At 67.1% G+C, this 26961-nt stretch carries 21 protein-coding genes; 11 read left to right on the top strand and 10 right to left on the bottom strand.

The window, feature by feature from the left end; translation table 11 throughout:
- Positions 1-216: 216 nt before the first annotated feature.
- Complete coding sequence (gene polA / locus P3W85_RS27135; protein WP_276267018.1) at positions 217-3024, bottom strand: DNA polymerase I; 2808 nt, start codon at positions 3022-3024, stop codon at positions 217-219.
- Between the two features lie 4 nt (positions 3025-3028).
- Between polA and P3W85_RS27130 the strand changes: the two genes are divergently transcribed.
- From P3W85_RS27130 to P3W85_RS27115, 4 genes are all read left to right on the top strand, one after another.
- Entirely contained in the window at positions 3029-3967 is a 939-nt protein-coding gene (locus P3W85_RS27130) for a TIGR00730 family Rossman fold protein (RefSeq protein ID WP_276267017.1), read from the top strand.
- Positions 3968-4212: 245 nt separating this feature from the next.
- On the top strand, positions 4213-4638 hold the full coding sequence (locus P3W85_RS27125) for a hypothetical protein (RefSeq protein WP_276267016.1): 426 nt from the start codon (positions 4213-4215) through the stop codon (positions 4636-4638).
- A gap of 169 nt (positions 4639-4807) precedes the next feature.
- Positions 4808-5791, top strand: a complete 984-nt coding sequence (locus P3W85_RS27120) for a homoserine kinase (protein ID WP_276267015.1) — start codon at positions 4808-4810, stop codon at positions 5789-5791.
- Between the two features lie 5 nt (positions 5792-5796).
- On the top strand, positions 5797-6597 hold the full coding sequence (locus P3W85_RS27115; protein WP_276267014.1) for a BPSS1780 family membrane protein: 801 nt from the start codon (positions 5797-5799) through the stop codon (positions 6595-6597).
- A gap of 18 nt (positions 6598-6615) precedes the next feature.
- Here P3W85_RS27115 and P3W85_RS27110 read toward each other — a convergent pair whose 3' ends face one another.
- Complete coding sequence (locus tag P3W85_RS27110) at positions 6616-7404, bottom strand: amidohydrolase family protein (RefSeq protein ID WP_276267013.1); 789 nt, start codon at positions 7402-7404, stop codon at positions 6616-6618.
- Between the two features lie 160 nt (positions 7405-7564).
- Between P3W85_RS27110 and P3W85_RS27105 the strand changes: the two genes are divergently transcribed.
- Complete coding sequence (locus P3W85_RS27105) at positions 7565-8332, top strand: GntR family transcriptional regulator (RefSeq protein WP_276267012.1); 768 nt, start codon at positions 7565-7567, stop codon at positions 8330-8332.
- Between the two features lie 69 nt (positions 8333-8401).
- On the top strand, positions 8402-9379 hold the full coding sequence (locus P3W85_RS27100; protein ID WP_276267011.1) for a tripartite tricarboxylate transporter substrate binding protein: 978 nt from the start codon (positions 8402-8404) through the stop codon (positions 9377-9379).
- A gap of 150 nt (positions 9380-9529) precedes the next feature.
- On the opposite strand, the gene P3W85_RS27095 is transcribed toward P3W85_RS27100, so the two are convergent.
- The gene (locus tag P3W85_RS27095; protein WP_017226021.1) at positions 9530-11887 is read right to left on the bottom strand and encodes a UvrD-helicase domain-containing protein; all 2358 of its coding nucleotides are present in this window, start codon (positions 11885-11887) and stop codon (positions 9530-9532) included.
- Between the two features lie 311 nt (positions 11888-12198).
- Between P3W85_RS27095 and P3W85_RS27090 the strand changes: the two genes are divergently transcribed.
- Both P3W85_RS27090 and galU read left to right on the top strand, forming a co-directional pair.
- Entirely contained in the window at positions 12199-15066 is a 2868-nt protein-coding gene (locus tag P3W85_RS27090; RefSeq protein WP_276267010.1) for a valine--tRNA ligase, read from the top strand.
- 52 nt (positions 15067-15118) lie between these two features.
- Positions 15119-15988 carry a UTP--glucose-1-phosphate uridylyltransferase GalU gene (gene galU, locus P3W85_RS27085; protein WP_017226019.1) on the top strand — a complete coding sequence of 290 codons (870 nt, stop codon included), beginning with the start codon at positions 15119-15121 and terminating at the stop codon, positions 15986-15988.
- Between the two features lie 97 nt (positions 15989-16085).
- Here galU and P3W85_RS27080 read toward each other — a convergent pair whose 3' ends face one another.
- The 6 genes from P3W85_RS27080 to P3W85_RS27055 all read right to left on the bottom strand — a co-directional run bounded on the left by P3W85_RS27080 (position 16086) and on the right by P3W85_RS27055 (position 20608).
- On the bottom strand, positions 16086-16313 hold the full coding sequence (locus P3W85_RS27080) for a sulfurtransferase TusA family protein (protein ID WP_011297045.1): 228 nt from the start codon (positions 16311-16313) through the stop codon (positions 16086-16088).
- 96 nt (positions 16314-16409) lie between these two features.
- A complete protein-coding gene (locus P3W85_RS27075) occupies positions 16410-16979 on the bottom strand; it encodes an NUDIX domain-containing protein (RefSeq protein WP_017226018.1) in 570 nt (189 codons plus the stop codon).
- 58 nt (positions 16980-17037) lie between these two features.
- Positions 17038-18102, bottom strand: coding sequence for a threonine aldolase family protein (locus tag P3W85_RS27070; RefSeq protein ID WP_276267009.1), 1065 nt, complete (start codon positions 18100-18102; stop codon positions 17038-17040).
- Positions 18103-18191: 89 nt separating this feature from the next.
- Positions 18192-18380: a 4-oxalocrotonate tautomerase gene (locus P3W85_RS27065; protein WP_017226016.1), complete on the bottom strand. Its 189-nt coding sequence runs from the start codon at positions 18378-18380 to the stop codon at positions 18192-18194.
- Positions 18381-18499: 119 nt separating this feature from the next.
- Positions 18500-19273, bottom strand: coding sequence for a class II aldolase/adducin family protein (locus P3W85_RS27060; RefSeq protein WP_276267008.1), 774 nt, complete (start codon positions 19271-19273; stop codon positions 18500-18502).
- A gap of 96 nt (positions 19274-19369) precedes the next feature.
- The gene (locus P3W85_RS27055) at positions 19370-20608 is read right to left on the bottom strand and encodes a YbfB/YjiJ family MFS transporter (RefSeq protein ID WP_276267007.1); all 1239 of its coding nucleotides are present in this window, start codon (positions 20606-20608) and stop codon (positions 19370-19372) included.
- A 241-nt stretch (positions 20609-20849) separates the two neighbouring features.
- Here P3W85_RS27055 and P3W85_RS27050 point away from each other — a divergent pair, with 241 nt between their 5' ends.
- The 3 genes from P3W85_RS27050 (at position 20850) to P3W85_RS27040 (ending at position 24079) form a co-directional block, all read left to right on the top strand.
- Complete coding sequence (locus P3W85_RS27050) at positions 20850-21728, top strand: LysR family transcriptional regulator (RefSeq protein ID WP_276267006.1); 879 nt, start codon at positions 20850-20852, stop codon at positions 21726-21728.
- Positions 21729-21821: 93 nt separating this feature from the next.
- A complete protein-coding gene (locus P3W85_RS27045; protein ID WP_276267005.1) occupies positions 21822-23315 on the top strand; it encodes an NfeD family protein in 1494 nt (497 codons plus the stop codon).
- 2 nt (positions 23316-23317) lie between these two features.
- Complete coding sequence (locus P3W85_RS27040) at positions 23318-24079, top strand: slipin family protein (protein WP_035813344.1); 762 nt, start codon at positions 23318-23320, stop codon at positions 24077-24079.
- A gap of 143 nt (positions 24080-24222) precedes the next feature.
- On the opposite strand, the gene alaS is transcribed toward P3W85_RS27040, so the two are convergent.
- Positions 24223-26847, bottom strand: coding sequence for an alanine--tRNA ligase (gene alaS, locus P3W85_RS27035; RefSeq protein ID WP_276267004.1), 2625 nt, complete (start codon positions 26845-26847; stop codon positions 24223-24225).
- Positions 26848-26961: the final 114 nt, after the last annotated feature.

Genomic DNA, 26961 nt, shown 5'->3' with positions numbered 1-26961 from the left:
ACCCAGTGTCGTCGATATTTTTTTGCCGGGGGCACGACGCGAGCCAGTGGCCTCGGCTTTGCGCCAGTTTGCTGCACAGCAGCACGACTGGCAAGACGCCATTCACCGATTCAGCGGTCGCTTCAATCGGAAGCAGGATGCAGGAATACCGCGGCGGCGGCAATCCCGGCGCGGGCCGGAAGGCCGCCCCGGGGCACTGGATACAAGCTCAGCGGGTCAGTGCGCTTCCTCCCAATTGCTGCCGCTGCCGACCTCGGCCACCAGCGGCACGCGCAGCGTCGCCACATTGCACATCAGTTCCGGCAGCCTGACCTTGACCAGCGCCAGCTCGGCCTGCGGCACTTCCAGCACCAGTTCATCGTGCACCTGCATGACCTGGCGCGTGGCCAGGCCATCGCGCTCGATCCAGCCCTGCACGGCGATCATGGACAGCTTGATCAGGTCGGCGGCCGTCCCCTGCATCGGCGCATTGATGGCGGCACGCTCGGCGCCCTGGCGGCGCGGACCGTTGCCGCCGTTGATATCGGGCAGCCACAGGCGGCGGCCGAACACGGTCTCGACGAAACCCTGCTCGCGCGCGGTCTGGCGCGTTTCTTCCATGTACCGGGCCACGCCGGGGTAGCGCATGAAATAACGGTCGATATAGTGCTTGGCCGCCTCGCGCTCGATACCGAGGTTGCCGGCCAGGCCAAAGGCGCTCATGCCGTAGATCAGGCCGAAGTTGATGACCTTGGCGTAGCGGCGCTGCTCGCTGCTGACGGCATCCGTGCCGACCCCGAAGATCTCCGCGGCGGTGGCCCGGTGCACGTCCTCGCCCTGGGCGAAAGCGCGCATCAGGTTCTCGTCGCCCGAGATATGGGCCATGATGCGCAGTTCGATCTGGGAGTAGTCGGCCGACACGATGACGTTGCCCGGCGCGGCGATAAAGGCTTCGCGGATACGCCGGCCTTCGTCGGTGCGCACCGGGATGTTCTGCAGGTTGGGCTCGGTCGACGCCAGCCGGCCGGTCACCGCGGTGGTCTGTCCATAGCTGGTGTGCACGCGCCCGGTGGCCGGGTTGACCATCTTCGGCAGCTTGTCGGTGTAGGTGGACTTGAGCTTGGCCAGGCCGCGGTAGTCCAGCAGCAGCTTGGGCAGCGGATAGTCCTCGGCGAGCTTCTGCAGCACCTCTTCGTCGGTGGAAGGCGCGCCGCTGGCGGTCTTCTTGACCACCGGCAGCTTCATCTGGCCGAACAGGATCTCGCCGATCTGCTTGGGCGAGCCTAGGTTGAACGGCTGGCCCGCGGCCGCATAGGCGGCCTGTTCCAGCTCCAGCATACGCTGGCCAAGCTGCGCGCTCTGCGCGCCCAGGCGATCGGCGTCGATCAGCACGCCGTTGCGCTCGATCTTCTGCAGCACCACCGAGACCGGCATTTCGATCTGCTCGTAGACATAGCGCAGCCCCGGCAGCGCTTCCACCTGCGGGTACATATTGCAGTGCAGCCGCATCGTGACGTCGGCATCCTCGGCGGCGTACTCGGTGGCGCGCGCAATGTCGATCTGGTCGAAGCCGATCTGGCTGGCGCCCTTGCCGCACACTTCCTCGTAGCTGATGGTCTTGAGGCCGAGCAGGCGCTCGGCCAGGCTGTCCATGCCATGGTTGCGGTGCGAAGCCAGCACGTAGCTCTGCAGCATGGTGTCGTGCGCAATGCCGCGCAGGTTCACGCCATGATTGGCGAAGACGTGCGCGTCGTACTTCAGGTTCTGGCCGACTTTCGCGCGCGACGGATCTTCCAGCCAGGCGCGCATGCGCTCCAGCACGGCTTCGCGCGAGAGCTGGCCATTGGCCTCCAGGCCGACCACATCGGGGCCGCGGTGGCCAACCGGGATATAGCAGGCTTCGCCCGGCTCGATCGACATCGAGATGCCGACCAGTTGCGCCTGCATCGGGTCCAGCGAGGTGGTTTCGGTGTCGATGGACACCAGCGGCGCTGTTTCGATGCGGCGCATCCAGGCTTCCAGCGCCGCCTCGGTCGCCACGGTCTCGTAGCGGATCTGGGCCGGTGCCGGTGCATTGTCGAACAAGCCGCCCTGGGCCGGGCCCGCGTCCGCTCCCGCCGCGCCGTCAGCAGGCTGCGCCGCGCTTGCGCGCGCCTGGGCACGCGGATTGGGCAGGCTTTCGCCGGTCGCCTCGCGCAGCCAGGTCTTGAAGCCATAGCGCGCAAAGAACTCGATCAGCTTGTCCTTGTCTTCGCCGCCCTCCTTGAGCTTGTGGAAATCGGCCAGCGAGCTCTTCAGGTCGCAATCGGTCTTGACCGTCACCAGTTCGCGGGCCTTGGGCAGCCACGCCAGCGTATTGCGCAGGTTCTCGCCAACCACGCCCTTGATGCTGGCGGCGCTGGCCATGACATCGTCGAGCGTGCCATATTCGGTGAGCCACTTGACCGCGGTCTTGGGGCCGACCTTGGGCACGCCGGGCACGTTGTCCACGGCGTCGCCGATCAGCGAGAGGTAGTCGACGATGCGCGCCGGCGGCACGCCGAACTTGGCCACGACGCCGGGCGGGTCGAGCACCTCGCCGCTCATGGTGTTGACCAGCGTGACATGATCGTCGACCAGCTGCGCCAGGTCCTTGTCGCCGGTGGAAACCACCGTGCGCATGCCTTCGCCGGTAGCCTGGCGGGCCAGCGTGCCGATCACGTCGTCGGCCTCCACGCCCTCCACCACGACGATAGGCCAGCCCAGCGCGCGCACCGCTTCGTGGATCGGCTCGATCTGCCTGGCGAGGTCTTCCGGCATCGACGGGCGATGCTCCTTGTACGCAGGATAAAGGTCGTCGCGGAAGGTCTTGCCCTTGGCGTCGAACACGCAAGCGCTATACTCTGCCGGAAAATCGCTGCGCAGCTTGCGCAGCATATTGATCATGCCGTAGATTGCCCCTGTGGGCAGACCCTCCCCGTTCCTCAGATCCGGCAGGGCGTGATACGCGCGATACAAATAGCTCGACCCATCGACGAGCAAGAGTGTTTTTGGACTATCCGACATTCCCATGGACTCAAAATTGACTGGTGCCGCCGCAGGCGGTGCGAACGCCGCCCCCCTCTCCGACGCAGCCGGCGCCGGTAACCCGGCGGCGGCCATCAAGCAGGCCGCCGAAGGCAGGATTGCCCCCGCGGCCGATATGGACGTGAACGTGACGGTCGGCGCCGCTGCCGATGGCCCGGGAGACACTGCCCCGGCCGCCGGCATCCGCGCCAACCCGCGCAAGATGATTCCCAGCCTGCGTGCGCTGGCCGATGAAGACCGCGCAACCGCAAAGAAAGCGCGCGCCTCGTGGCAAATGTTCACGATTATGGCAGAGTTCATCGAAGCCACGGAGTACCTGTCCGAGATCCGTCCCGCGGTATCGATCTACGGCAGCGCGCGCCTGCGCGAGGATTCCCCCTACTATCAGCGCACCATCGAGATCGCCCGCCTGTTCTCCGACGCCGGCTTCGCAGTGATCTCGGGCGGCGGCCCCGGCATCATGGAGGCGGCCAACAAGGGCGCCCATGCCGGCAAGTCGGCCAGCGTCGGCCTGAACATCGAGCTTCCGCACGAGCAGCAAGGCAATCCCTACCAGGATATCGCCATGCGCTTCCGGCACTTCTTCACGCGCAAGGTGACTTTCGTCAAGAACTCGGACGCCTTCATCGTGATGCCCGGCGGCTTCGGCACGCTCGACGAACTGGCCGAGGTCCTGACCCTGGTGCAGACCGGAAAATCCCGGGCGGTGCCGGTGGTGCTGTTCGGCAGCCGCTTCTGGAAGGGCTTGCTCGACTGGTTCCGCTTTACCCTGCTGCCGATGGGACTGATCGCCGAGCACGACCTCGATCTGATGAAGATCGTGGACGAGCCGCACGAAGTGCTCGAAGCGGTATATGAGTACTACGAGCAACGCGGCGGCGACAACCCGATCCCGCCCAAGGAAGAAATGTTCTACCTGTAAGCCGGCTGGGCCCGGGCCGGCCATCCGGCTCCCGCCCGGTGCCAGCCTGCCGGGTTGGCGGCGGGGGCCCATGCGGCGCCGTGCGGTCCTGCAAAGGTGGCCGCCGGGTCACCGCAACGGCCAGGCGCGGGCAGGAATTGCTAGAATGGAAGCCTGACACACTGCCAAAGCCCGGCGTCGCCGGGCTGCAGCGCCATTCGCGGCGCAGCAAGCCCACGGCCTGCTGCGCTGCACAGGAGCCTTAGATGATCTCCCCCACACTCCAGGCCACCGCGCGCGCGGAAGAGCCGGAGACATTCCCAGCCGCCGCACGCGCGCTGGCGCTGGCAGCCTTGCTGGCGCTTGGCGCCCCCGGCGTGGCCATGGCGCAGCAGGACGCCGAGCAGGCGGGCGGCGCGCTGACGCAGCAGGAATTGAACCAGATCAACAACCGGCCGATCGTCTCGCCTGCCAAGACCCAGATCAACAAGCCGCGCGAGCCGAGCTTCAAGCTCGATGAACCGGACGGCACCCAGATCCGCGAATACCGGAACAAGGGCCAGGCCACCGATATCGAGGTCAAATCGGGTGTCGGCACCAGGTACCAGATGAGCAAGCCGGAGGACAGCTCCCCGAAGATCCGCGACCGCGAAATGAACCGCGTGCCTTCGGTCAACGTGCTGCAATTCTGAGATCCGGGCTCCGAGCTCCGGCATGCCCGGTCTTTGAGTCCTGTTGTCCGATTTCCCCCGACCCCGCCAGACGATCCAGGGCGGGGCCGCGCCGGCCCTGCCGGCATCCATGCCGCGGCGGAGCGCAGCTTTGCGTCCGCCGCCATCCGTTTCGATTCACGCAAAGAGTATGGCCGTATTCACCACGGTCTCGCCGGACGAGATCGCCAGTTGGCTCCTTGATTACAACCTGGGCGAAATGCGCGACCTGCGCGGCATTGCCTCGGGCATCGAGAACAGTAATTTCTTCCTGACCATGGAGCAGGATGGCAGCACGCGCGAATACGTGCTGACCATCTTCGAGCGCCTGACGTTCGAGCAGCTGCCGTACTACCTGCACCTGATGGCCCACCTGGCATCGCACGGCATCAGCGTGCCGGCGCCGGTCCCGGGCCGCGACGGCGAGATCCTGCGGACCCTCAAGGGCAAGCCGGCGACCATCGTCACGCGGCTGCCGGGCAGCTCGCAGCTGGCGCCCGGCGCCGAGCATTGCGCGGAAGTGGGCGGCATGCTGGCGCGCATGCACCTGGCCGGCCAGAGCTATCCGCGCCAGCAGCCGAACCTGCGCAGCCTGCCGTGGTGGTGGCAGACCGAAGCCGAGATCCTGCCCTTCCTCGACGCCGGGCAGCGCGCCCTGCTGCAGCAGGAACTGGTCCACCAGACCGCCTTCTTCGACAGCGCCGATTACGCGGCGCTGCCTGGCGGCCCCTGCCATTGCGACCTGTTTCGCGACAATGCGCTGTTCGAGGACGATCATGCCGGCCACTACAGGCTGGGCGGCTTTTTCGACTTCTACTTCGCCGGCAACGACAAGTGGCTGTTCGACCTGGCGGTCACCGTCAACGACTGGTGCATCGACCTGGCCAGCGGTACCCTGGACCATGCCCGTGCCCAGGCCCTGCTGCGGGCCTATCATGCGGTCAGGCCGCTGGGCGACATCGAATCGCAGCGCTGGCGCGACATGCTGCGCGCCGGTGCGCTGCGTTTCTGGATTTCCCGTTTGTGGGACTTTTACCTGCCGCGCGAGGCCGACATGCTCCAGCCTCACGACCCGACCCATTTCGAACGCATCCTGCGCCGGCGCATCGAAGCCGCCGCGGTGCCCTGGACCTGACCGTCATGCAATTACTGGAAGTTTCCGCCAAGGAAGGTTATGTCTGGTTCCGCCAGGGTGTCTGGCTGTTCCGCAAGAACCCGCTCGCTTTCCTGATGCTGCTGTTTATCTACCTGATCACCGCGCAGCTGGCGGTGTTCGTGCCGCTGATCGGCATCATCGCGCTGCTGGTGGTCACGCCGGGGCTATCGGTGGGCATCATGACCGCCTGCCGCGAGGTGATCCAGAACAAACGCGTGCTGCCCACGGTGCTGCTGGCCGGGTTCAGGGGCAACGGCAAGCAGGCGAGCCGCAACCTGCTGGTGCTGGGCGGCATCTATGCCGGGCTGGTATTCGTGCTGAGCCTGATCGCCGGCAGCCTGGTGGATATCAGCACGCTGGTGCCGATCCTGCTCAAGGAGGAAGCGCCCTCGGCCGAATCGGTGCGCCAGCTCTACTTCGCGCTGATGGTCGGCGCCGCGCTGTACACGCCGATCGCCATGCTGTTCTGGTTTGCCCCGCTGCTGACTGCCTGGCACGACGTGCCGCCGATCAAGGCGCTGTTCTTCAGCTGGACCGCCTGCTGGCGCAACCGCGGCGCGTTCTTCGCCTACGCCGTGGTGTTCGCCGTGCTGCTGGTGGCAATCCCCTTCGTGCTCGAGGCGGTGTTCGGCGCCCTGGGCGCGGAAGGCATCCTGTCCTTCCTGGTCACGCCGTATTCGCTCCTGATGCTGGCGATCATGTATTGCTCCTTCTACGCCACCTACCGCGGCTGCTTCAACGTGGTCCCGGAGGAATCCGGCGGCAAGACCGACTACGCCGCCTGACCCGGCCCGCCCGGCCGCTCAGGGCATGGCAGGCATGCCGAACAGCCGGGCCGCGTTGCGGTCCGGCGCCTCGCGCGACGGCCCCAGCCAGTCCCATACCCCGCGCTGCAGACCGGCATAGCTGGCCTGTGCCTCGTGATTGGTCCATGGCCAGTCCGACCCCCATAGCAAGGCCTGTTCGCCCAGGCAGTGGAGCCAGTCCGCTACCACGCCTGCCAGGCCGGCCCCCACGCGGTACGGCGCGCTCAGCTTGACATAGACCTCGCGCTGCTCGCGCCAGTGCCGCGCGCAAGCCAGCATCCGCGCATCGCCTTGCGCGCCGCCCGCGGGCTTGCCGAAGTGGTCCAGCACCAGCGCGATCGGCACCGGCGGCAGCCATTCCCGCAGTTCGGCCAGCCGGCCCGGCTCGGTATGCAGCTCCAGGTGCCAGCCCAGCGCGTGGGCCGCCTCCAGCAGCACCGGCCAGCGCGCATCGCGCCATGCCGGGTCGTCCTGCCGCCCCACCATATTCCAGCGCAGGCCGCGCACGCCGATGCCATGCAGCCGCGCCAGTTCGCCGGCCGATGCTTCCGGGCCGAGCACGCACACCCCGCGCAGCGCGCAGGACGTTGCCAGCGCCGCTTCCAGCTCGCTGTTGTCGGTGCCAAAGAAACTCGGCTGCACCACCACGCCCGCGCGCACGCCATGCACCCCGGAGAGGGCTTGCCACTGCGCCAGGCTGGCGCCGTAGGCGGGCCGGTAGCGGGCGCCGCCCACGGCGGGCGCCTGCGCGGAAAACACGTGGAAGTGCGTATCGATCTGGAACATGCTGGTTCTGGGTGGGCGGACAAGACGAAAGGTGCCGGGCGGCAACACACGGGTCGATTGACATCCCGCAACCACCATTCTATGCTCTAGTCCTATAGATGACTAGAGCTCCCGTCGACATGGCGCAACCGCCGCGCCGGGATGCATCATGGAGACACGCATGCCGAATCGTTCCGCCCTGCCCGCCGCGGCCGACACCCATCCCGACGACTCGCCCGCCAGCCTTGCCGCGCCGCGCTGGGCGCGCATCGCCACCGCGCTCAAGGGCCGCATCCTCGCCGGCGAATGGGCATCCGGCACGGCCATTGCCGCGGAGAGCGCGCTGGCGGAACACTATGGGGTGGCGCTCGGCACCATGCGCGCGGCCATCCAGGCGCTGGTGGACCAGGGGCTGCTCGAACGCGTGCATGGCCGCGGCACCTTTGTCCGCGGTGCGCTGACGGGGGCCACCATGGCGCGTTTTTTCCGCTTTGGCGATGCCGGCTCGGAGATTCCGGAGTCGCGCATCGTGTCGCTGCGCACGCTGGCCGCGCCGGCGGAGATTGCCGCGCAGCTCGGGCTGGCGGCGGGCACGCCGGTGCTTCGCCTGCTGCGCCAGCGCGGCTGGGAAGGCAAGGTCCGGCTGCTGGAGACCATCTGGCTGCCGGCAGCACTGTTCAGCGAACTGGCCACGCTCAAACCGGCCGAGTTCGCCCCCCTGCTCTACCCGATGTACGCCGAGCGCTACGGCATCACGGTCAGCCGCGCGATCGACGACCTGCGCTTTGCCCGGCTGGGCGCGCGCGAAGCCACGCAACTGGGATTGCCGGAAGGCCATCCGGCGCTGGCGGTGAACCGCGTCGCCTTCGATCTCGCGGGCCGGCGCGTCGAGTTCCGCCAGACGCTCGGCAACGCCGACGATTTCCACTATCGCGCCGAAGTGCGCTGACCCCCAGGCAGCGCGCCAACGGCGACAGCCGGCGCGTCAACCGTACCGACAATACTCCCGAGGAGACCCATGCGATTCCCCGTCCGACTTTGCGCCACCGCCCTGTGCTGGCTCGCCGCCGGCAGCAGCGGGCTGGCCCACGCCGAGGCCTGGCCCGCCGCCAAACCCATCCGCCTGGTGGTCACCTATGCACCGGGCGGCGGCGCCGACACCATGGCCCGCATGATCTCGCCACGCCTGGGCCAGGAACTGGGCCAGACCATCGTGGTCGACAATCGGCCCGGCGCGGGTGGCCAGATCGGTACGGACCTGGTTGCCAAGTCGGCCCCGGATGGCTACACGGTGCTGCTCGACGCCGCCTCGTTCGCCTCCAATCCCTCGCTCTACAAGAAACTGCCGTACGACCCGGTCAAGTCCTTCATCCCGGTCTCGGTACTGGCGCCCTATCCCAATATGCTGGTCGTGAACCCGCAGTTCCCAGCCAGATCCGTGCAGGAACTGATCGCCATGGCACGCGCCAAGCCCGGCGGCATCGCCTACGCGTCATCGGGCAACGGCTCTGCCCAGCACCTGGCAGGCGCGCTGTTCGCCCAGCGCATGAAGCTGGATCTGCTGCACGTGCCGTACAAAGGGGGCGGCCCCGCCATGGCGGACGTGATTGCCGGCCAGGTGCCGGTCTTCTTCGCCAATACGGCCTCCGGCCTGCAGCATGTGCGCGCCGGCAAGCTGCGCGCGCTCGCGGTGACCGGCGCGAAGCGCACGCCCATCCTGCCGGATACGCCAACGCTGGCCGAGGCAGGCGTGCCGCGCTATGAGGTCTACGAATGGAATGGCGTGTTCCTGCCGGCCGGCACGCCGCCGGATATCGTCAAGCGCCTGTCGGAAGCGATCCGCAAGGTCATCAACCTGCCCGAGAACCGGGAGCGGGTGACCAGCCTTGGCGGGGAAATCGTGGCCGGTACGCCGGCGGAGGCGGCGAAGTTCATCCAGGCCCAGACGAGCGAGTGGGCCAAGGTCATCAAGGACGGCAACATCCAGGTTGACTGATGGCGTGAATAAGTCTGCTGCGCGGTCCCGGGCGGCTCGCTACGATTTCTTCCCCCTTCGGGACGGCTGTGGCACAACAGGCGCGATGCGCCCATTGCAGCAATGCCCGGGGCGCGGCTCGGATCCCGAGCTTTGCCCCGCTCCCGCAGCTCAGTCGATCGGATCCAGCTTGGCCACGGCCAGTGCCAGCCACTTGGCGCCGTGGCGCTTGAACTTGATGTTGGCGCGGGCATCCGCGCCCTCGCCTTCGAGCGCGGTGATCACGCCTTCGCCAAACTTGTTGTGGAATACGTTCTGGCCGATGCGCAGGCCCGAGCCGGCCTGGCGCTTGGCGTCGGCATAGCCGTTGCCGGTGTCCATGCCGCCGGTGGGCTTGGTACCGGAATACGGCACGTCTTCCGGCTTCTTGAACCAGTCGCGGCCCCAACCGCTCTCATTCTGCTGGCGGCGCGGGGAGCCGCCGTAGGCTTGCGCCGGCGGCTGCAGCCACTTGAGCGAGGTCTCGGGCAGTTCCTCGAAGAAGCGCGAGCGCACGTGGTAGCGCATCTGGCCGTGCAGCACGCGGCTCTGGGCGAACGACAGGTACAGCCGCTCGCGCGCCCGCGTGATCGCCACGTACATCAGGCGGCGCTCCTCCTCCAGCCCGTCGGCCTCCATGGCGCTGTTCTCGTGCGGGAACAGCCCTTCCTCCAGCCCGGTGATGAAGACCGCGTTGAACTCCAGGCCCTTGGCGGCGTGCACGGTCATCATCTGCACCGCGTCCTGGCCGGCCTGCGCCTGGTTGTCGCCGGCTTCCAGCGAAGCGTGGGTGAGGAAGGCCACCAGCGGCGTCATCACCACCGGCAGCGCCTCGGGATCCAGCACCTGCTGGGCCTGGTCGCCGTCGGCCAGCGCCGGCACGGCTTGCGCGCCATCGCGCCCGACCGGAATCGCGCTCGCCAGCGCATCCAGGCCGAAGCCTTCTTCCATCACGAACGCCTGCGCCGCGGTCACCAGTTCCTGCAGGTTCTCGATGCGGTCCTGGCCTTCCTTCTCGCCGCGGTAGTGGGTGATCAGGCCGCTGGTATTGGTCACGTATTCGACCGTTTCCGGCAAGGTCATGCGGCGCGTCTCGGCGCGCATCTGCTCGATCAGCCGCACAAAGGCGCCCAGCGAACTGCCGGCCTTGCCAGGCACATAGGCCACCGCCTCGGCCAGCGAACAGTCGTACTGCCGCGCCGCATCCTGCAGCGCCTCCAGCGAGCGCGCGCCGATGCCGCGCGTGGGGAAATTCACCACGCGGCCAAAGGCGGCGTCGTTGCGGGGGTTTTCCAGCAGCTGCAGGTAAGCCAGCGCGTGCTTGACTTCGGCGCGCTCGAAGAAGCGCAGGCCGCCGTAGACGCGGTAGGCGATGCCCGACGAGAACAGCGCGTGCTCGATCACCCGCGACTGCGCGTTGCTGCGATAGAGGATGGCGATCTCCGAGCGGCTCATGCCCTGCGCGATCAGGTCGCGGATCTCCTCCACCAGCCAGGAGGCCTCCTGGCCATCGGAGCCGGCCTGGAACACCCGCACCGGCTCGCCATGCCCGGCGTCGGTGCGCAGGTTCTTGCCCAGGCGGCGCGCGTTGTGGGCGATCAGGTGGTTGGCCGAATCCAGGATGTGGCCGTGCGAGCGGTAGTTCTGCTCCAGTTTGATCATGTGGCGCACGCGGAACTCGTGCTCGAAATCGCGCATATTGCCGACATTGGCGCCGCGGAACGCGTAGATGCTCTGGTCGTCGTCGCCCACCGCGAACACCGCCGCCGGGTTCTGCGTGCCAAAGCCCGCCAGCAGCTTGAGCCACTGGTACTGCAGCACGTTGGTGTCCTGGAACTCGTCCACCAGCACATGGCGGAAGCGGTGCTGGTAGTGCTGGCGGATGGCGTCGTTGTAGCGCAGCAGTTCGTAGCAGCGCAGCAGCAGTTCGGCGAAATCCACCACGCCTTCGCGCTGGCACTGCACGTCGTAGGCGGCATAGAGGTCGACGAAACGGCGGTTGAAGTCGTCGTTGGCCTCCACGTCGGCCGGCCGCAGGCCCTGTTCCTTCGCGTTATTGATGAAGTACTGCAGGTTCTTGGCCGGGTACTTCTCGTCGTCGACATTGAGCGACTTGAGCAGGCGCTTGAGCGCGGAGAGCTGGTCCTGGCTGTCGAGGATGGCGAAGGTCTGCGGCAGGCCGGCGTCGCGGTAGTGGGCGCGCAGCATGCGGTTGCACAGGCCGTGGAAGGTGCCGATCCACATGCCGCGCGTGTTGATGGGCAGCATCGAGGTCAGCCGCGTCATCATCTCCTTGGCCGCCTTGTTGGTGAAGGTCACCGCCAGCAGGCCGGCCGGCGAGACCCGTCCGTTCTGGATCAGCCACGCGATGCGGGTGGTCAGCACGCGCGTCTTGCCGCTGCCCGCGCCAGCCAGGATCAGCGCCGGCTCGTCAGGCAAAGTGACGGCGGCAAGTTGTTCAGCGTTGAGATTGGCAAGCAGGTCGGACATCGGGTGGGCCTTGTGGAGTGCCCCGAATTATACCGGGCAGCCCCCCTCCACCGCGCCATGCCCCTCCCCGTGCCCACCGAGCCACCCGGCGCGCCGCCCGATGTCGCAGAAACCGCACAAAGCGGAAAGCGCCACCTTCCCCCGGCGGGATCCGGATCGGCGCAAAGCCGCGGCAAAATGGCATCGCCAGGCCGGCTACGGGCCGAAATCGCGCACCCTCCAGCCGCCTCCCCTATAATTTGACGTTTTCCCGGCGCGTTGCCCCTGCCCGCCTGGCCCGCAGAATCCGACGTAATCATCGACATCCGAGCATGACCGCCCAAGACCAGTCCCTTGCCAAGAGCTTCGAACCCGCCGCCATTGAGGCCAAGTGGGGCCCAGAGTGGGAGAAGCGCGGCATCGCGAAGCCGACCCTCGATCCGGAGCGCCCGGACTTCTGCATCCAGCTGCCGCCGCCCAATGTGACCGGCACGCTGCACATGGGCCATGCTTTCAACCAGACCATCATGGATGGGCTGGCCCGCCATGCCCGCATGAGCGGCGCCAACACCCTGTGGGTACCGGGCACCGACCACGCCGGCATCGCCACCCAGATCGTGGTGGAACGCCAGCTGGAAGCGCAGGGCGTGTCGCGCCATGAACTGGGCCGCGAGAAGTTTACCGAGAAGGTCTGGGCCTGGAAGGAAGAGTCCGGCTCGACCATCACGCGCCAGATCCGCCGCATGGGTGCTTCGATCGACTGGAGCCACGAATACTTCACGATGTCGCCGGAAATGTCCAAGGCGGTCACGGAAGTGTTCGTGCGCCTGTTTGAGCAGGGCCTGATCTACCGCGGCAAGCGCCTGGTCAACTGGGATCCCGTGCTGGGCACCGCGGTGTCCGACCTGGAGGTGGAGAACGTCGAGGAAGAAGGGTCGATGTGGCACATCCGCTATCCGCTGGCCGAGCCCGACGCCGCGCATGGCCTGACCCACCTGACGGTGGCCACCACCCGCCCCGAAACCATGCTGGGCGACGTGGCCGTGATGGTGCACCCGGAAGATGAACGCTATGCGCACCTGATCGGCAAGTCCGTGCACCTGCCGCTGACCGGCCGCGATATCCCGGTGATCGCCGACGACTACGTCGACCGCGAATTCGGCACCGGCGTGGTCAAGGTGACCCCGGCCCACGACTTCAACGATTATGCGGTAGGCCAGCGCCACAAGCTGCCGCAGCTGTCGATCCTGACCCTCGACGCGAAGATCGTCGCCGATGCGCCCGCCGCCTACGCCGGCCTGGACCGCTTCGAGGCGCGCACCCGCATCGTCGCCGATCTCGAAGCCCAGGGCCTGCTGGCCGAGGTCAAGAAGCACAAGCTGATGACCCCGCGCAGCGAGCGCACCGGCAGCGCCATCGAGCCGATGCTGACCGACCAGTGGTTCGTCGCCATGAGCAAGCCGGCGCCGGAAGGCACCTTCAACCCGGGCCGCTCGATCGCCGAAGTGGCGCTGGACGCCGTGCGGAGCGGCGAGATCAAGCTGATCCCGGAAAACTGGAACAGCACCTACAACCAGTGGCTGGAGAACATCCAGGACTGGTGCATCTCGCGCCAGCTGTGGTGGGGCCACCAGATCCCGGCCTGGTACGACGAGGCCGGCAAGTGCTTCGTCGCCCGCACCGAGGAAGACGCCCTGGCGCAGGCGCGTGCAGCCGGCAGCACCGGCGCGCTGCGCCGCGAGGACGACGTGCTCGACACCTGGTTCTCGTCTGCACTGGTGCCCTTCTCCTCGCTCGGCTGGCCGGCAGAAACGCCGGAATTGCAACATTTCCTGCCCTCGTCGGCACTGGTTACCGGCTACGACATCATCTTCTTCTGGGTGGCGCGCATGGTCATGATGACCAAGCACTTCACCGGCAAGGTGCCGTTCCACACCGTGTATGTGCACGGCCTGGTGCGCGATTCCGAAGGCAAGAAGATGAGCAAGTCCGAGGGCAACACCCTGGACCCGGTCGACCTGATCGACGGCATCGAGCTCGAGCCGCTGCTCAGGAAGCGCACCACCGGCCTGCGCCGCCCCAAGGACGCGCCCAAGATCGAGAAGAAGACCAAGAAGGAATTCCCCGAAGGCATTCCCGCGTTTGGCGCCGATGCGCTGCGCTTCACCTTCGCCTCGCTGGCCACGCTGGGCCGCAACATCAACTTCGACACCGGCCGCTGCGAAGGCTATCGCAACTTCTGCAACAAGCTGTGGAACGCCACGCGCTTCGTGCTGATGAACACCGAGGGCCACGACTGCGGCATGGGCCCGTGCAGCAATGACTGCGGCCCCGACGGCTACCTGCACTTCTCGCAGCCGGACCGCTGGATCGTGTCGCTGCTGCAGCGCGTCGAAGCCGAGGTGGAGAAGGGCTTCGCCGAGTACCGTTTCGACAATATCGCCAGCGCTATTTATAAGTTCGTTTGGGACGAATACTGCGACTGGTACCTGGAACTGGCCAAGGTCCAGATCCAGAACGGCACGCCCGCACAGCAGCGCGCCACCCGCCGCACGCTGCTGCGTGTGCTGGAAACGGTACTGCGCCTGGCCCACCCGGTCATCCCCTTCATCACCGAAGAGCTGTGGCAGAAAGTGGCGCCGCTCGCCGGGCGCGCCAGCGGCGACGGCAGCGAGACGCTTGCGCTGCAAGCCTATCCGCTGCCTGCCGTGGCCAAGATCGACGAGGCCGCGGAGCAATGGACCGCGCAGCTCAAGGCCGTGGTCGACGCCTGCCGCAACCTGCGCGGGGAAATGAATATTTCGCCCGCCCAGCGCATTCCGCTCTATGCGCAGGGCGACAGCGCCTTCCTGACCTCGGCCCAGGCCTATGTGCAGGCGCTGGCGAAACTTTCGGAGGTCAAGGTGTTCGAAGATGAGAATGCCCTGATGGCCGAAGGTGCTGGCGCACCCGTCGCCATCGTCGGCGCCAACCACCTGTTGCTGAAGATCGAAATCGACGTGGCGGCGGAACGCGTGCGCCTGTCCAAGGAAATAGAGCGTATCAGCGCCGAAATCGGCAAGTGCCGCGGCAAGCTCTCCAATGAGAGCTTTGTCGCCAAGGCACCGCCCGCCGTCGTCGCGCAGGAAACCCAGCGTCTGTCGGATTTCGAACAGACGCTGGGCAAGCTGCAGGATCAACTGCAGCGTCTGCCCGCATGAGCTTTGCGTCACCAGCAGGGATGCCCACACCGTAATGATAAGGAAACCTGATATGGAAACCCGTGTCACCAAGGCTGTCTTCCCGGTAGCCGGTCTCGGCACCCGCTTTCTGCCGGCCACCAAGGCAAGCCCGAAGGAAATGCTGCCGGTGGTCGACAAACCCCTGATCCAGTACGCCGTGGAAGAAGCCATGGCCGCTGGCATCACCGAGATGATCTTCGTGACCGGCCGCTCCAAGCGCGCCATCGAAGATCACTTCGACAAGGCCTATGAGCTCGAAGCCGAGCTCGAGGCCAAGAACAAACAGGCCCTGCTCTCGCTCGTGCGCTCGATCAAGCCGTCGCACGTGGAGTGCTTCTACGTGCGCCAGCCCGAGGCGCTCGGCCTCGGCCATGCGGTACTCTGCGCGGAGAAGCTGGTTGGCGACGCGCCGTTCGCCGTGATGCTGGCCGACGACTTGCTCGACGGCGTTCCCCCGGTGATGAAGCAGATGGTGGATATGTACGGCCACTACCACTGCTCGGTGCTGGGCGTCGAAGAAATCGCGCCGGAACAGAGCCGCTCCTATGGCGTGGTGGCTGGCCGCGAATGGGACGAAGGCGTGATCAAGGTGTCGGACATTGTCGAGAAGCCCGCGCCCGAGAACGCCCCCTCCAACCTGGGCGTGGTTGGCCGCTACATCCTGACCCCGCGCATCTTCGACCACATCCGCAACCTCAAGCCGGGCGCGGGCGGCGAGTTCCAGCTCACCGACGCAATCCAGTCCCTGCTCAGCCAGGAACAGGTGCTGGCCTATCGCTACAATGGCGTTCGCTACGATTGCGGCAGCAAGCTGGGCTACCTGAAGGCGACCGTGGAGTTTGCGCTCAAGCACCCCGAGGTAATGGACGAGTTCAGCGCCTACCTGCGCGCGCGCGGCTGAAGGCATGAACACCTGAAGCACCGCCGGCGATGCACGGCCATGAAAAACGGCGCCCGCGGGCGCCGTTTTTCATGGGCAATCGACCTTGCTGGCGCGCCTAGCGCCGGCGCATGTAGAACACAAACACCTTGTCGACTTCCTGGTGCGACAGCAGCTCGTTGCCGGTCTGCTTGGCAAATGCCTGAAAATCGCGCGTGGCGCCCGGATCGGTGGCGAGCACCTTGAGCACATCGCCGCTGGCCATGTCGGCCAGCGCCTTCTTGGTACGCAGGATCGGCAGCGGGCAGTTCAGGCCACGCGCATCCACTTCTTTCTGGAACTCCATTCCTCTCTTCCTTGGTTCTGGGCGTTCAGGGCCTGCCATGCCGCATGCGTCACGGCAACCGTGCCTGCCTCTATCGCATTATCGCGTCGCCGCTGTCTATGAGCGGTATTGTAGCGAAGCATCGCGCTGGCGCGGGTCGGGGATATCCTCCCCGGTCTGGCGATCGAAGAAGCGCACCGGATAGCTACGCGAGGCAAGCCAGTCGGCCACCGCGAAGCCCGTGCCCGCCGACCAGATCCGCATATCCTCGGGCGCCACCAGTTTGTAGTCGGCCAGTTCCTCGGACAGCGAGACGGTGCCGCTGGCTTGCACATGGTAGGCGATGATCAACTCGTTCTTGCGCATGAACTCATAGACGCCGATCAGCGATACGGACTGGGCGTCAAGGTTGGTCTCCTCCTTCAGTTCGCGCGCCACGCCATGCTCCGGCGTTTCGTCGCGTTCCAGGAAACCGGTCACCAGCGCAAACATTTTTTCCGGCCATGCGGCATTGCGCGCCAGCAGCAGCTTGCCTTCGTACTCCACCACGGCAGCCAGCACCGGCAGCGGGTTATTCCAGTGAACGAAACCGCATTCTGGCTGGATGCAGGCATCGCGCTCGCGGCCGGCATGCGGCAGCACCTCCAGCGGCGAGCCGCATTGCGGACAGTATCGGTAGACGGACATGCGGGGGGCTCCTGTTATTGTGGTTTTGCGGCGTGGTAGCTGGTAGCGTCGGGGCGCTTCAGCCTTGTGCGGCTGCCGGGCCGGACGGTGCACAGGCGCCGCAGGCAATGCGCATGTCGGCAGCCAGCGCCTCGACGGTTTCAGGCTGCAGGTCCCACGCGCACATGAAGCGGCAGCCACCGGCACCGATAAAGGTATAGAAGCGCCAGCCCTTGGCACGCAGGGCTTCGATGGCCGGCAACGGCAACTCGGCGAAGACCGCGTTGGACTCGGTCGGGAACATGATGCGCACGCCGGGAATGGCGGCGATGCGGTCGTGCAGCAAGCGCGCCATGGCGTTGGCGTGGCGGGCGTTGCCCAGCCAGACGTCGTTCTCCAGCAGGCCCAGCCACGGCGCCGAGATAAAGCGCATCTTGGAAGCCAGCTGCCCGGCCTGCTTGACGCGATAGGCGAAGTCCTCGGCCAGCTTGCGGTCGAAGAACACCACCGCCTCGCCCACCGGCAGGCCGTTCTTGGTGCCGCCGAAACACAGCACGTCGACTCCGGCGCGCCAGGTGATCTCGGACGGATGCACACCCAGCGACGCCACGGCATTGGCAAAGCGCGCGCCGTCCATATGCACGCGCAACTGGCGGCGCTTGGCGATGCCGGCGATGGCGCGGACTTCCTCGACCGTATAGACGGTACCGACCTCGGTCGATTGGGTCAACGACACCACCTTGGGCTTGGGATAGTGGATATCGGAGCGGCGCGTCACCAGCGCTTCGACCGCGTCGGGCGTCAGCTTGCCGTTGGCACCGGGAGCGGTCAGCAGCTTGGAGCCGTTGGAGAAGAACTCCGGGCCGCCGCACTCGTCGGTTTCGATATGCGCCAGCTCGTGGCAGATCACCGAATGGTAGGACTGGCACAGCGCCGATAGCGCCAGCGAATTGGCGGCGGTGCCGTTGAAGACGAAGAACACTTCGCAATCGGTCTGGAACAGGTCGCGGATGCGGTCGCAGACCTTCTGCGTCCACGAATCGTCGCCGTAGGCCTGCTCGTGGCCGCTGCCGTTGGCTTCGAGGAAATACCTGAGCGATTCCGGGCAGAAGCCGGCGTAGTTGTCGGAGGCGAAATGCTGCATGGGGGAATCCGTTGCGGGTGGCGAGGCAGGTGCCGCGGGCATTGAGGCTGATGGTCTCCGGCCCGTGGCGGATTGGCGTCGCGCCTGGCTTACTTCTTGTCAGCCCACAGTTCGCCGGCGGTGGCCCAGTTCTCGCGCTTGATATCGGTGATGATGATGTCGACGGCCGAGGCTGAACAGCCCAGCGTTTCGCAGGTGACGCGGGTGACTTCCTCGACCAGCTTGCGCTTTTGCTCGATGGTTCGGCCTTCGAAGAGTTCTACATGGTAAGTCGGCATGGTCTGGCTCCTGTTGCCTGGTGGTCCGGCTGTTTTGAGAATGCGGCGAGCGCCCGGCCTCCGGGCCGGCGCTTGCGGTTCAGGGGTAGCGGGGCGGACACCGGCGTGAAGCCGCTGCCTCAATCGCGATACGAAGCATCGATTCTATCGAGTTTGCGCAACAGCGATGGCCACTCCATCTCGCCCTCCAGCGCGCCGCCGTCGTATAGCTGCTCGGAGGCGCGTATCGCCAGCGCCGGTGGCGGCTGCACCACCTGCCCGCCGGCCTGCGCACCCAGCTGGATCTCGCAGGCCTTGACCAGGGTCGCCATCAGCACGTAAGCCTCGGCCACGGTCCGGCCCACCGTCAGCGTGCCATGGTTGCGCAGCAGCATGGCGGGATGCTGCCCGAGCGATGCGGTCAGCCGCGCACCCTCGGCGGGCGTGAAGGCCAGGCCCTCATAGTCGTGATAGGCCAGCCGGCCGTAAAAGCGCAGGGCATGCTGCGACAGCGCCAGCAGGCCGCAGGCCTGGGCCGACACCGACACGCCGGCACTGTTGTGCAGGTGCATCACGCACACCGCATCGGGGCGTGCGGCATGCACCGCGCCATGCAGGGCGAAACCGGTGACATTGACCGGATGCGCGCTATCGCCCACCACCTCACCGCGGCCGTTGATCTTGACCAGGTCGCTGGCGCGGATCTCGTCGAAGGCAAAGCCGAAGGGATTGATCAGGAAATGATCCGGCTCGCCAGGCACGGCTGCCGAGATGTGCGTGTAGATCAGGTCGTCCCAGCCTTGCAGGGCACACAGCCGATAGGCCGCCGCCAGGTCGGCGCGCATGCGCAGCTCGGCTGCTTTGACTGGCTGGGAGATGCCCGCCGCGCGGGTGGGCTGCAAGGCAAAGGACATGAATCGGCTCCTGCGCCGCGCCCTGTCATGCGCCGGTTTTGCCAACCGGAGCGGGGACGGCGAAGGCGATACTGTAGCGCAAGCCAGCGGGCGGCGTCAGGCCGCCGGCGTCTCTCGGGCCGGTGCCGGGGCGGGCCCGGCACGCCCCATCCACGCGAAGATCGCCCCGCCCAGCAGCAGGGCCGCGACGGCGCAGCAAAGCGAAGCGGCGAAGCCGCCGCTGCGGGCCACCAGCGCCGTGGCCAGCGGCGGCCCGACGATCTGGCCAAGGCCGTAGCTGGCGGTCATCAGGCCCATCAGCCGCTGTGCCTGGCCACCCCACAGGCGCCGCGCCTCGCGCATGGCAAATGCCACCAGGGCATTGAAGGGCAGCCCGGCCAGCAGGCTGCTGAGCGCGAAGCCCGCGACCGTGGGCCAGACCACCGCGATGGCCACGCCGATCGCCTGCATGGCGTAGGTGAACGCCAGCAGGCGGCGATTGTCGCGCCCGGTGCTCACTTTCGATGCCGCGAAAGCGCCGATGGTCACGCCCGCGCCGAAGATGGGCCAGAACAGGTCCGCCCACAGCGAGCCCGGCATGGCCTGGCGCGCGATCACCGGCAGGAAGGTGGCGGTGATGATGTAGCCGAAGCCCGCCAGGCCATAGGCCAGCGTCAGCAGCCACGTTTCGCGGTCCAGGCGCGGGGCCGCCCGGGCCGGCGCGGCGGGACCCTCATGGCGGGCGCCGCGGGATGCCGGCCGGAACACTTGCCAGACCATGCCGACCAGCGCCACCGCCAGCGCGCCGAAGGCCAGCCAGCCCCAGCTCGCGCGCCAGCCCGCGCCTACCATGGCGAAGGCGGACACGCCGGTGACCACGATGCCGATGCCAGGCCCGCAGAAGATCAGGCCGCCCAGCGGCGCCCGGCCAAGCTCGGCAAGCCTGTGCATGCACCAGGCGGTGGTGTAGACCATGGTCAGCGCGCTGGCCACGCCGGCCGCCGCGCGCCACAAGCCCCAGGCGGCCATGCCGCCGGGCGCCGCCATGCCAAGCGTCAACAGTACGGTGGCCGCCAGGCCATACCTGACCATGCGAGCCGGATCGGGATGCATGAACAGGCAGGCGGCAGCGCCGGCAAAGTAACCCAGGTAGTTCAGCGTAGCCAGCCAGCCGCCCTCGCCCAGCGTGACGGCGCCGTCATGCAGCATCATGGGCAGCAGCGGCGTAAAGGCGAAGCGGCCGATGCCCATCGCCACGCCCAGCGCGACCAGGCCCGCCAGGGCCACGGCCCAGGCCCCGGGCTGCGTCCGCGCCGCGGCGCTGGCGCCGCCGGGCTGGTGGTCCGCGCCGCCCATCTAGGCGACCGCCCGGAGCGAAGGGGGGGAAGGGACGGGACGGCGCGGGAGCGCCGGTGAGCGTGTCGAAGTCATAGCGGCATGCTACGCTCGGATCCCTGAACCGAAAAATGAATAATTGAGATCGCAATCATCTCGGCACGAGATGATTGGCTTGTGCCGGCAATGCCCGCCGCAGGTTTCGATTCCGGTTTCGGTCGGCATCCGGCAACTACCCCCTCAAGGCTTCAAGGCGATCGCAATGGACCTGGCTTCCCTGGAAATCTTCCGCTCCGTGGTCGAGGAGGGCGGCGTCACCCGCGCCGCGGCCCGCCTGCACCGCGTGCAATCCAACGTCACCACCCGTATCCGGCAACTGGAGCGCTCGCTCGGCGTCGAGCTGTTCCTGCGCGACGGCAAGCGCATGGTCCTGACGCCGGCGGGACAGACCCTGTTCGACTATGCCCGGCGCGTGCTCGACCTGGCCGAGGAAGCGCGCCAGGCCGTGCTCCCGGCCAAGCCGCAGGGGCGCCTGCGCATCGCCTCGATGGAAAGCACGGCGGCCAGCCGCCTGCCTGCCTTGCTGGCCGCCTATCATCAGGCCTGGCCGGAGGTGCAGCTCGAACTGGTGACCTGCCCCACGCGCCAGGCCCTGCAGGCGCTGGCGCGCTTCGAGGTGGACTGCGCCTTTGTGGCCGAGCCGCTGGACGATCCTGCGCTGGCATCGCTGCCGGTCTTCCAGGAGGAACTGGTGCTGGTGGCGCGCGAGCATCACGCGCCCATCCACGCACCGGCCGACCTGGAAACCCGCACCATGCTGGCCTTCGAGCCGGGCTGCAATTACCGCATGCGGCTGGAAAGCTGGCTTGCCGGCGGCGACAGCCCGCCACGCCGGGTGCTGGAACTGGGCTCCTATCACGCCATCATTGCCTGCGCGGCCGCCGGCATCGGCGTGGCCATCGTGCCGCGTTCGGTGCTTGGCCTGTACCGCGACCTGCCCAGGATCAGTCTTCACGCGCTGGGCGCGGCAGGCAAGGTCGACACCCTGCTGGCCTGGCACCCCGCCATGGCCAATACCGCGCTGCGCGCGCTCGTCGATACATTGCGTGCGCCGCGGCCCGGTCTCGCCGCTGCGGCCTGAGTCGATCGCCTGGGATGTGCCCGGCAGGATGTGCCCGTTCGCCTACACTGGAAGTGGCGCCGCGTTTGCACCCCTCGTGCCGGCGTCACTGCCATGAAGTATGCCCCGATGCTCCTGCGATGGCTTGCCGCCGGCCTCTGTCTGGCCGTGGCCGCCACGGTGGCCACGCCGTCCGCCCCGGCCAATGCGCAGGCAAGTGCGCCCTACGGCGCGAGCGGCGCCATCCCCGGCCTGGCGGCAGCGGCAACCACTGCCGCCGTGGCCGCCGCGCCGGTCGCCACCGCCAGCGCCACGGCCCCCGTGGTCGTGATCCCCCTCAAGGGAGCGGTCAGCCCCGCCAGCGCCAACTTCATCCTGCGCGGCATGACGCACGCGCGCGAAGCCGGCGCGCAATTGATCGTGCTGGAAATGGACACGCCGGGCGGCCTGGACCTGTCGATGCGCGAGATCATCCAGGCCATCCTGGCATCGGAGATACCGGTGGCCAGCTATGTCTACCCGGGCGGCGCGCGCGCCGCCAGTGCCGGCACCTACATCCTCTATGCCAGCCATATCGCGGCGATGGCGCCCGGCACCAACCTCGGCGCCGCCAGCCCGGTACAGATCGGCATCGGCGGGCCGCAAAAGCCGGAAGCGGTGCCGGCCTCGGCGCCCGCCGGCGCCCCCCCGCAGGACACCATGGAGCGCAAGCAGATGCACGACGCCTCGGCTTATATCCGCGGCCTGGCGCAACTGCGCGGTCGCAACGCCGAGTGGGGCGAGCGTGCGGTGCGCGAGGCGGTCAGCCTGTCGGCGGACGAGGCCGTGGCGCAGCATGTGGCCGACCTGGAGGCGCCCGACCTGCCCGCCCTGCTGCGCGCCCTTGACGGGCGCCGGGTCCAGGCGGCCGGCGTGCAGCGCGTGCTGCGCACCGCGCAGGCACCGGTGCAGGTGCAGGAGCCGGACTGGCGCGACCGCTTCCTGGCGGTCATCACGGATCCCAGCGTGGCGCTGATCCTGATGATGGCCGGCATCTATGGCCTGATCTTCGAATTCTCCACGCCGGGCATGGTGGTGCCCGGCGTCGGTGGCGCGATCTGCCTGCTGCTGGCGCTGTTCGCGCTGCATATGCTGCCGGTCAGCTACGCCGGACTGGGGCTGATCGCACTGGGCATCGGCTGCATGGTGGCCGAACTGTACCTGCCGACCTTCGGCGCGCTTGGCGTGGGCGGCATCATCGCCTTTATCTTCGGCGCAGTGATGCTGATCGACACGGATGTGCCCGGCTTCGGCATTCCGCTGTGGCTGATCGGCAGCCTGGCGCTGGCGAGCGCAGTCTTCCTGTTTGCCGTCTGGACGCTGCTCTGGCGCGCGCGGCGCATGCCGTCGATCAGTGGCGGCGATGCGATGATCGGCACGCCCGGCGTGGTGCTGGAGGACCTCCGGGACGATGGCTGGGCCGAAATACGCGGCGAACGCTGGCGCGTGCACAGTGCCCTGCCGCTGACGCAAGGCCAGCGTGTGCTGGTGATCGGGCGCCACGGCCTGCTGCTGGAGGTGCGCGCTGCCGACACGGTCCCAATTCAATCATCCACCCAAGGAGCATGATCATGGCATTCGGATTCAGCGCGGGCGGCCTGGTCTTCATCATTGCCCTGCTCATCGTTTCCTCCATCCGCGTGCTGCGCGAGTACGAGCGAGGCGTGGTGTTCATGCTGGGACGCTTCTGGAAGGTGAAGGGGCCGGGGCTGGTGATCCTGATCCCGGCGGTGCAGCAGATGGTGCGCGTGGACCTGCGCACCGTGGTGATGGACGTGCCGCCGCAGGATGTGATCTCGCGCGACAACGTGTCGGTCAAGGTGAACGCCGTGGTGTACTTCCGCGTGATCGACCCGGAGCGCGCCATCATCCAGGTGGCGAATTTCCTCGAGGCCACCAGCCAGCTGGCGCAGACCACGCTGCGCTCGGTGCTGGGCAAGCATGAACTCGACGAGATGCTGGCCGAGCGCGAGCAGCTCAATATCGACATCCAGAAGGCGCTGGACGCCCAGACCGACAGCTGGGGCATCAAGGTCTCCAACGTGGAAATCAAGCACGTCGACCTCAACGAGACCATGATCCGCGCGATTGCGCGCCAGGCCGAGGCCGAACGCGAGCGGCGCGCCAAGGTGATCCATGCGGAAGGGGAATTGCAGGCGTCGGAAAAGCTGCTGGAAGCGGCGCAGATGCTGGCCAGGGAGCCGCAGGCGATGCAGTTGCGCTACCTGCAGACGCTGACCCAGATCGCGGGCGACAAGAGTTCGACCATCGTGTTTCCGCTGCCGATCGATATCTTGACGCTGGTGGGAAAGCTGAGCCGCGGGCAGACGTGAAAAAAGGCGCCGGAGCGCCTTTTTGATACTGTGGGGGGACTGAAAGTCCCGGCTGTCACTCCCGCGAGAGGGAGCGACAGCCGTCGTCATTGCAAACGGCTCTGGCGCATCCTGCCGGCTTCGTCCAGTGCCCGAGATTTACCTCAGACCTTGCCTGCCACCCACTCGCCAACGCCCGCCAGCGCCTTCGGCAGATTGGCCGGCTCGGTGCCGCCAGCCTGCGCCATGTCCGGACGGCCGCCGCCCTTGCCGCCGACCTGCTGGGCGACAAAGTTGACCAGTTCGCCGGCCTTGACCCTGGCTGTGGCATCGGCGGTCACGCCAGCAATCAGGCTGACCTTGCCGTCGGCCACGGCGCCCAGCACGATGGCCGCGGTGCCCAGCTTGTCCTTGAGCTTGTCCATGGTCTCGCGCAGCGTCTTGACGTCGGCGCCGTCGAGCTGGGCGGCCAGCACCTTGATGCCCTTCACGTCGATGGCCTGCGCCGCCAGCTCGTCGCCCTGCGAGGCGGCCAGCTTGCTCTTGAGGCGTTCCAGCTCCTTCTCCAGCGCCCGCACCTGCTCCTGCACCTGGCCGATACGCGGCACCAGTTCGGACGGCTGCGCCTTGAGCGCGGCGGCGGCTTCGTTCAGCCTGGCATCCAGCGCCTGGAGGTAATGCAGCGCGTTGTCGCCGGTGATGGCCTCGACGCGGCGGATGCCCGCCGCCACGCCGCCTTCCACCACGATCTTGAACACGCCGATATCGCCGGTGCGGGTCACGTGGGTGCCGCCGCACAGTTCCTTGGAACTGCCGATCGACAGCACACGCACGTCGTCGGCGTACTTTTCGCCGAACAGCGCCATGGCACCGCTCTTGACAGCGTCGTCAAAAGGCATGATCTCGGCGCCGGTGGCCGCGTTCTGCAGGATCTCGGCGTTGACGATTTCCTCAACGCGGCGGATCTGCTCGTCGGTCAGCGGCGCATTGTGCGAGAAGTCGAAGCGGGTCTTGTCGGCATCCACCAGCGAGCCCTTCTGCTGCACGTGGCTGCCCAGCACTTCGCGCAAGGCCTTGTGCATCAGGTGGGTGGCCGAGTGGTTGCGCACGGTGCGCGCGCGGCGCTGCGCGTCGACCTGCGCGGTGACGCTGTCGCCGACCTTGAGCGCGCCGCCCGCCAGGGTGCCCTGGTGGCCGAACACGTCGGCCTGCACCTTGGTGGTGTCGGCCACGGTGAAGACGGCGCTGCCGCCCTGCAGTTCGCCCTGGTCGCCGGCCTGGCCGCCGGACTCGGCGTAGAACGGCGTGTTGTCGAGCACCACCACACCGGTCTGGCCCGGCTGCATGGCGTCGACGGCGGCGCCGTCCACATAGAGTGCCGTGATCTTTGCGCCATCGACGGCCAGCTTCTCGTAGCCGTGGAAGGCGGTCTTGTCGCCCTTGTACTCCAGGCCCGCGGCCATCTTGAACTTGCCGGCGGCACGGGCCTGCTCGCGCTGGCGGTTCATGGCGGCGTCGAAGGCAGCCTCGTCGACGGTGATTTCCTGTTCGCGGCACACGTCCTGCGTCAGGTCGAGCGGGAAGCCGAAGGTGTCGTGCAGCTTGAAAGCGAGTTCGCCGTCGAACACCTTGCCGCCCTTGAGCTTCAGCCCGGCCAGCGCCGCATCGAGGATCGACATGCCGTTCTCGATGGTCTCGAAGAAGCGCTCTTCCTCCACCTTGAGCACTTCCACCACGCGCGACTCGGCTTCGGCCAGCTCCGGATAGGCTTCGCCCATCTGCGCCACCAGGTCGGCCACCAGCTTGTGGAAGAACGGCGTCTTCTGGCCCAGCTTGTAGCCATGGCGGATGGCGCGGCGGACGATCCGGCGCAGCACGTAGCCGCGGCCTTCGTTGCCGGGGATCACGCCGTCGACGATCAGGAAGGCGCAGGCGCGGATGTGGTCGGCGATGACCTTGAGCGAATTCTGGTTGAGGTTGTCGGTATGGGTCTCGCGCGCAGCGGCCTTGATCAGTGCCTGGAACAGGTCGATCTCATAGTTGCTGTGCACGTGCTGCAGCACCGCGGCGATCCGTTCCAGGCCCATGCCGGTATCGACGCAGGGCTTGGGCAGGCGCGGCATATTGCCTTGATCGTCCCGGTTGAACTGCATGAACACCAGGTTCCAGATCTCGATGTAGCGGTCGCCGTCTTCGTCGGGAGATCCCGGCGGGCCGCCCCACACTTCCGGGCCGTGGTCGTAGAAGATTTCCGAGCAGGGGCCGCAGGGGCCGGTGTCGGCCATCTGCCAGAAGTTGTCGGAAGCGTAGCGCGCGCCCTTGTTGTCGCCGATGCGCACGATGCGCTCGGCCGGCACGCCGACTTCCTTGGCCCAGATGTCGTAGGCTTCGTCGTCTTCCGCGTACACCGTGACCCACAGCTTGTCGGCCGGCAGCTGGTAGACCTTGGTCAGCAGTTCCCACGCGTACTGGATGGCCTCGCGCTTGAAATAGTCGCCAAACGAGAAGTTGCCGAGCATTTCAAAGAAGGTGTGGTGACGCGCGGTATAGCCCACGTTCTCCAGGTCGTTGTGCTTGCCGCCGGCGCGCACCGAACGCTGCGACGAGGTCGCGCGGGTGTATGGGCGCTTGTCGGTGCCCAGGAACACGTCCTTGAACTGCACCATGCCGGAATTGGTGAACAGCAACGTCGGATCGTTCCCCGGCACCAGGCTGGACGAGCGGACCACGGTGTGGCCCTTCGATTCGAAGTACTGCAGGAACTTGCTGCGGATGTCGGAGACTTTCATGTTCTGGGCAAGGGCGTCCCGCGGCATGGCAGGGCGCTGTCGGTCAGGATGGATTTGCAAACCATTGATTATACGGGGAAGCCTGCCTGCGCGGCGCGCCGCCGGGGATTCGCC

This window comes from Cupriavidus basilensis (genome assembly GCF_029335485.1).
In the GTDB taxonomy this organism is placed as follows: domain Bacteria; phylum Pseudomonadota; class Gammaproteobacteria; order Burkholderiales; family Burkholderiaceae; genus Cupriavidus; species Cupriavidus basilensis_E.
Note: the sequence above shows the minus strand (reverse complement) of the source record. Positions and strands in the feature narration are given on the sequence as shown.

Bases quoted from the DNA above. Each gene is read 5' to 3' on its own strand.
- polA (WP_276267018.1), bottom strand. From the start codon at position 3,024: ATGTCGGATAGTCCAAAAACACTCTTGCTCGTCGATGGGTCGAGCTAT.
- P3W85_RS27130 (WP_276267017.1), top strand. From the start codon at position 3,029: ATGGACTCAAAATTGACTGGTGCCGCCGCAGGCGGTGCGAACGCCGCC.
- P3W85_RS27125 (WP_276267016.1), top strand. From the start codon at position 4,213: ATGATCTCCCCCACACTCCAGGCCACCGCGCGCGCGGAAGAGCCGGAG.
- P3W85_RS27120 (WP_276267015.1), top strand. From the start codon at position 4,808: ATGGCCGTATTCACCACGGTCTCGCCGGACGAGATCGCCAGTTGGCTC.
- P3W85_RS27115 (WP_276267014.1), top strand. From the start codon at position 5,797: ATGCAATTACTGGAAGTTTCCGCCAAGGAAGGTTATGTCTGGTTCCGC.
- P3W85_RS27110 (WP_276267013.1), bottom strand. From the start codon at position 7,404: ATGTTCCAGATCGATACGCACTTCCACGTGTTTTCCGCGCAGGCGCCC.
- P3W85_RS27105 (WP_276267012.1), top strand. From the start codon at position 7,565: ATGCCGAATCGTTCCGCCCTGCCCGCCGCGGCCGACACCCATCCCGAC.
- P3W85_RS27100 (WP_276267011.1), top strand. From the start codon at position 8,402: ATGCGATTCCCCGTCCGACTTTGCGCCACCGCCCTGTGCTGGCTCGCC.
- P3W85_RS27095 (WP_017226021.1), bottom strand. From the start codon at position 11,887: ATGTCCGACCTGCTTGCCAATCTCAACGCTGAACAACTTGCCGCCGTC.
- P3W85_RS27090 (WP_276267010.1), top strand. From the start codon at position 12,199: ATGACCGCCCAAGACCAGTCCCTTGCCAAGAGCTTCGAACCCGCCGCC.
- galU (WP_017226019.1), top strand. From the start codon at position 15,119: ATGGAAACCCGTGTCACCAAGGCTGTCTTCCCGGTAGCCGGTCTCGGC.
- P3W85_RS27080 (WP_011297045.1), bottom strand. From the start codon at position 16,313: ATGGAGTTCCAGAAAGAAGTGGATGCGCGTGGCCTGAACTGCCCGCTG.
- P3W85_RS27075 (WP_017226018.1), bottom strand. From the start codon at position 16,979: ATGTCCGTCTACCGATACTGTCCGCAATGCGGCTCGCCGCTGGAGGTG.
- P3W85_RS27070 (WP_276267009.1), bottom strand. From the start codon at position 18,102: ATGCAGCATTTCGCCTCCGACAACTACGCCGGCTTCTGCCCGGAATCG.
- P3W85_RS27065 (WP_017226016.1), bottom strand. From the start codon at position 18,380: ATGCCGACTTACCATGTAGAACTCTTCGAAGGCCGAACCATCGAGCAA.
- P3W85_RS27060 (WP_276267008.1), bottom strand. From the start codon at position 19,273: ATGTCCTTTGCCTTGCAGCCCACCCGCGCGGCGGGCATCTCCCAGCCA.
- P3W85_RS27055 (WP_276267007.1), bottom strand. From the start codon at position 20,608: ATGGGCGGCGCGGACCACCAGCCCGGCGGCGCCAGCGCCGCGGCGCGG.
- P3W85_RS27050 (WP_276267006.1), top strand. From the start codon at position 20,850: ATGGACCTGGCTTCCCTGGAAATCTTCCGCTCCGTGGTCGAGGAGGGC.
- P3W85_RS27045 (WP_276267005.1), top strand. From the start codon at position 21,822: ATGAAGTATGCCCCGATGCTCCTGCGATGGCTTGCCGCCGGCCTCTGT.
- P3W85_RS27040 (WP_035813344.1), top strand. From the start codon at position 23,318: ATGGCATTCGGATTCAGCGCGGGCGGCCTGGTCTTCATCATTGCCCTG.
- alaS (WP_276267004.1), bottom strand. From the start codon at position 26,847: ATGAAAGTCTCCGACATCCGCAGCAAGTTCCTGCAGTACTTCGAATCG.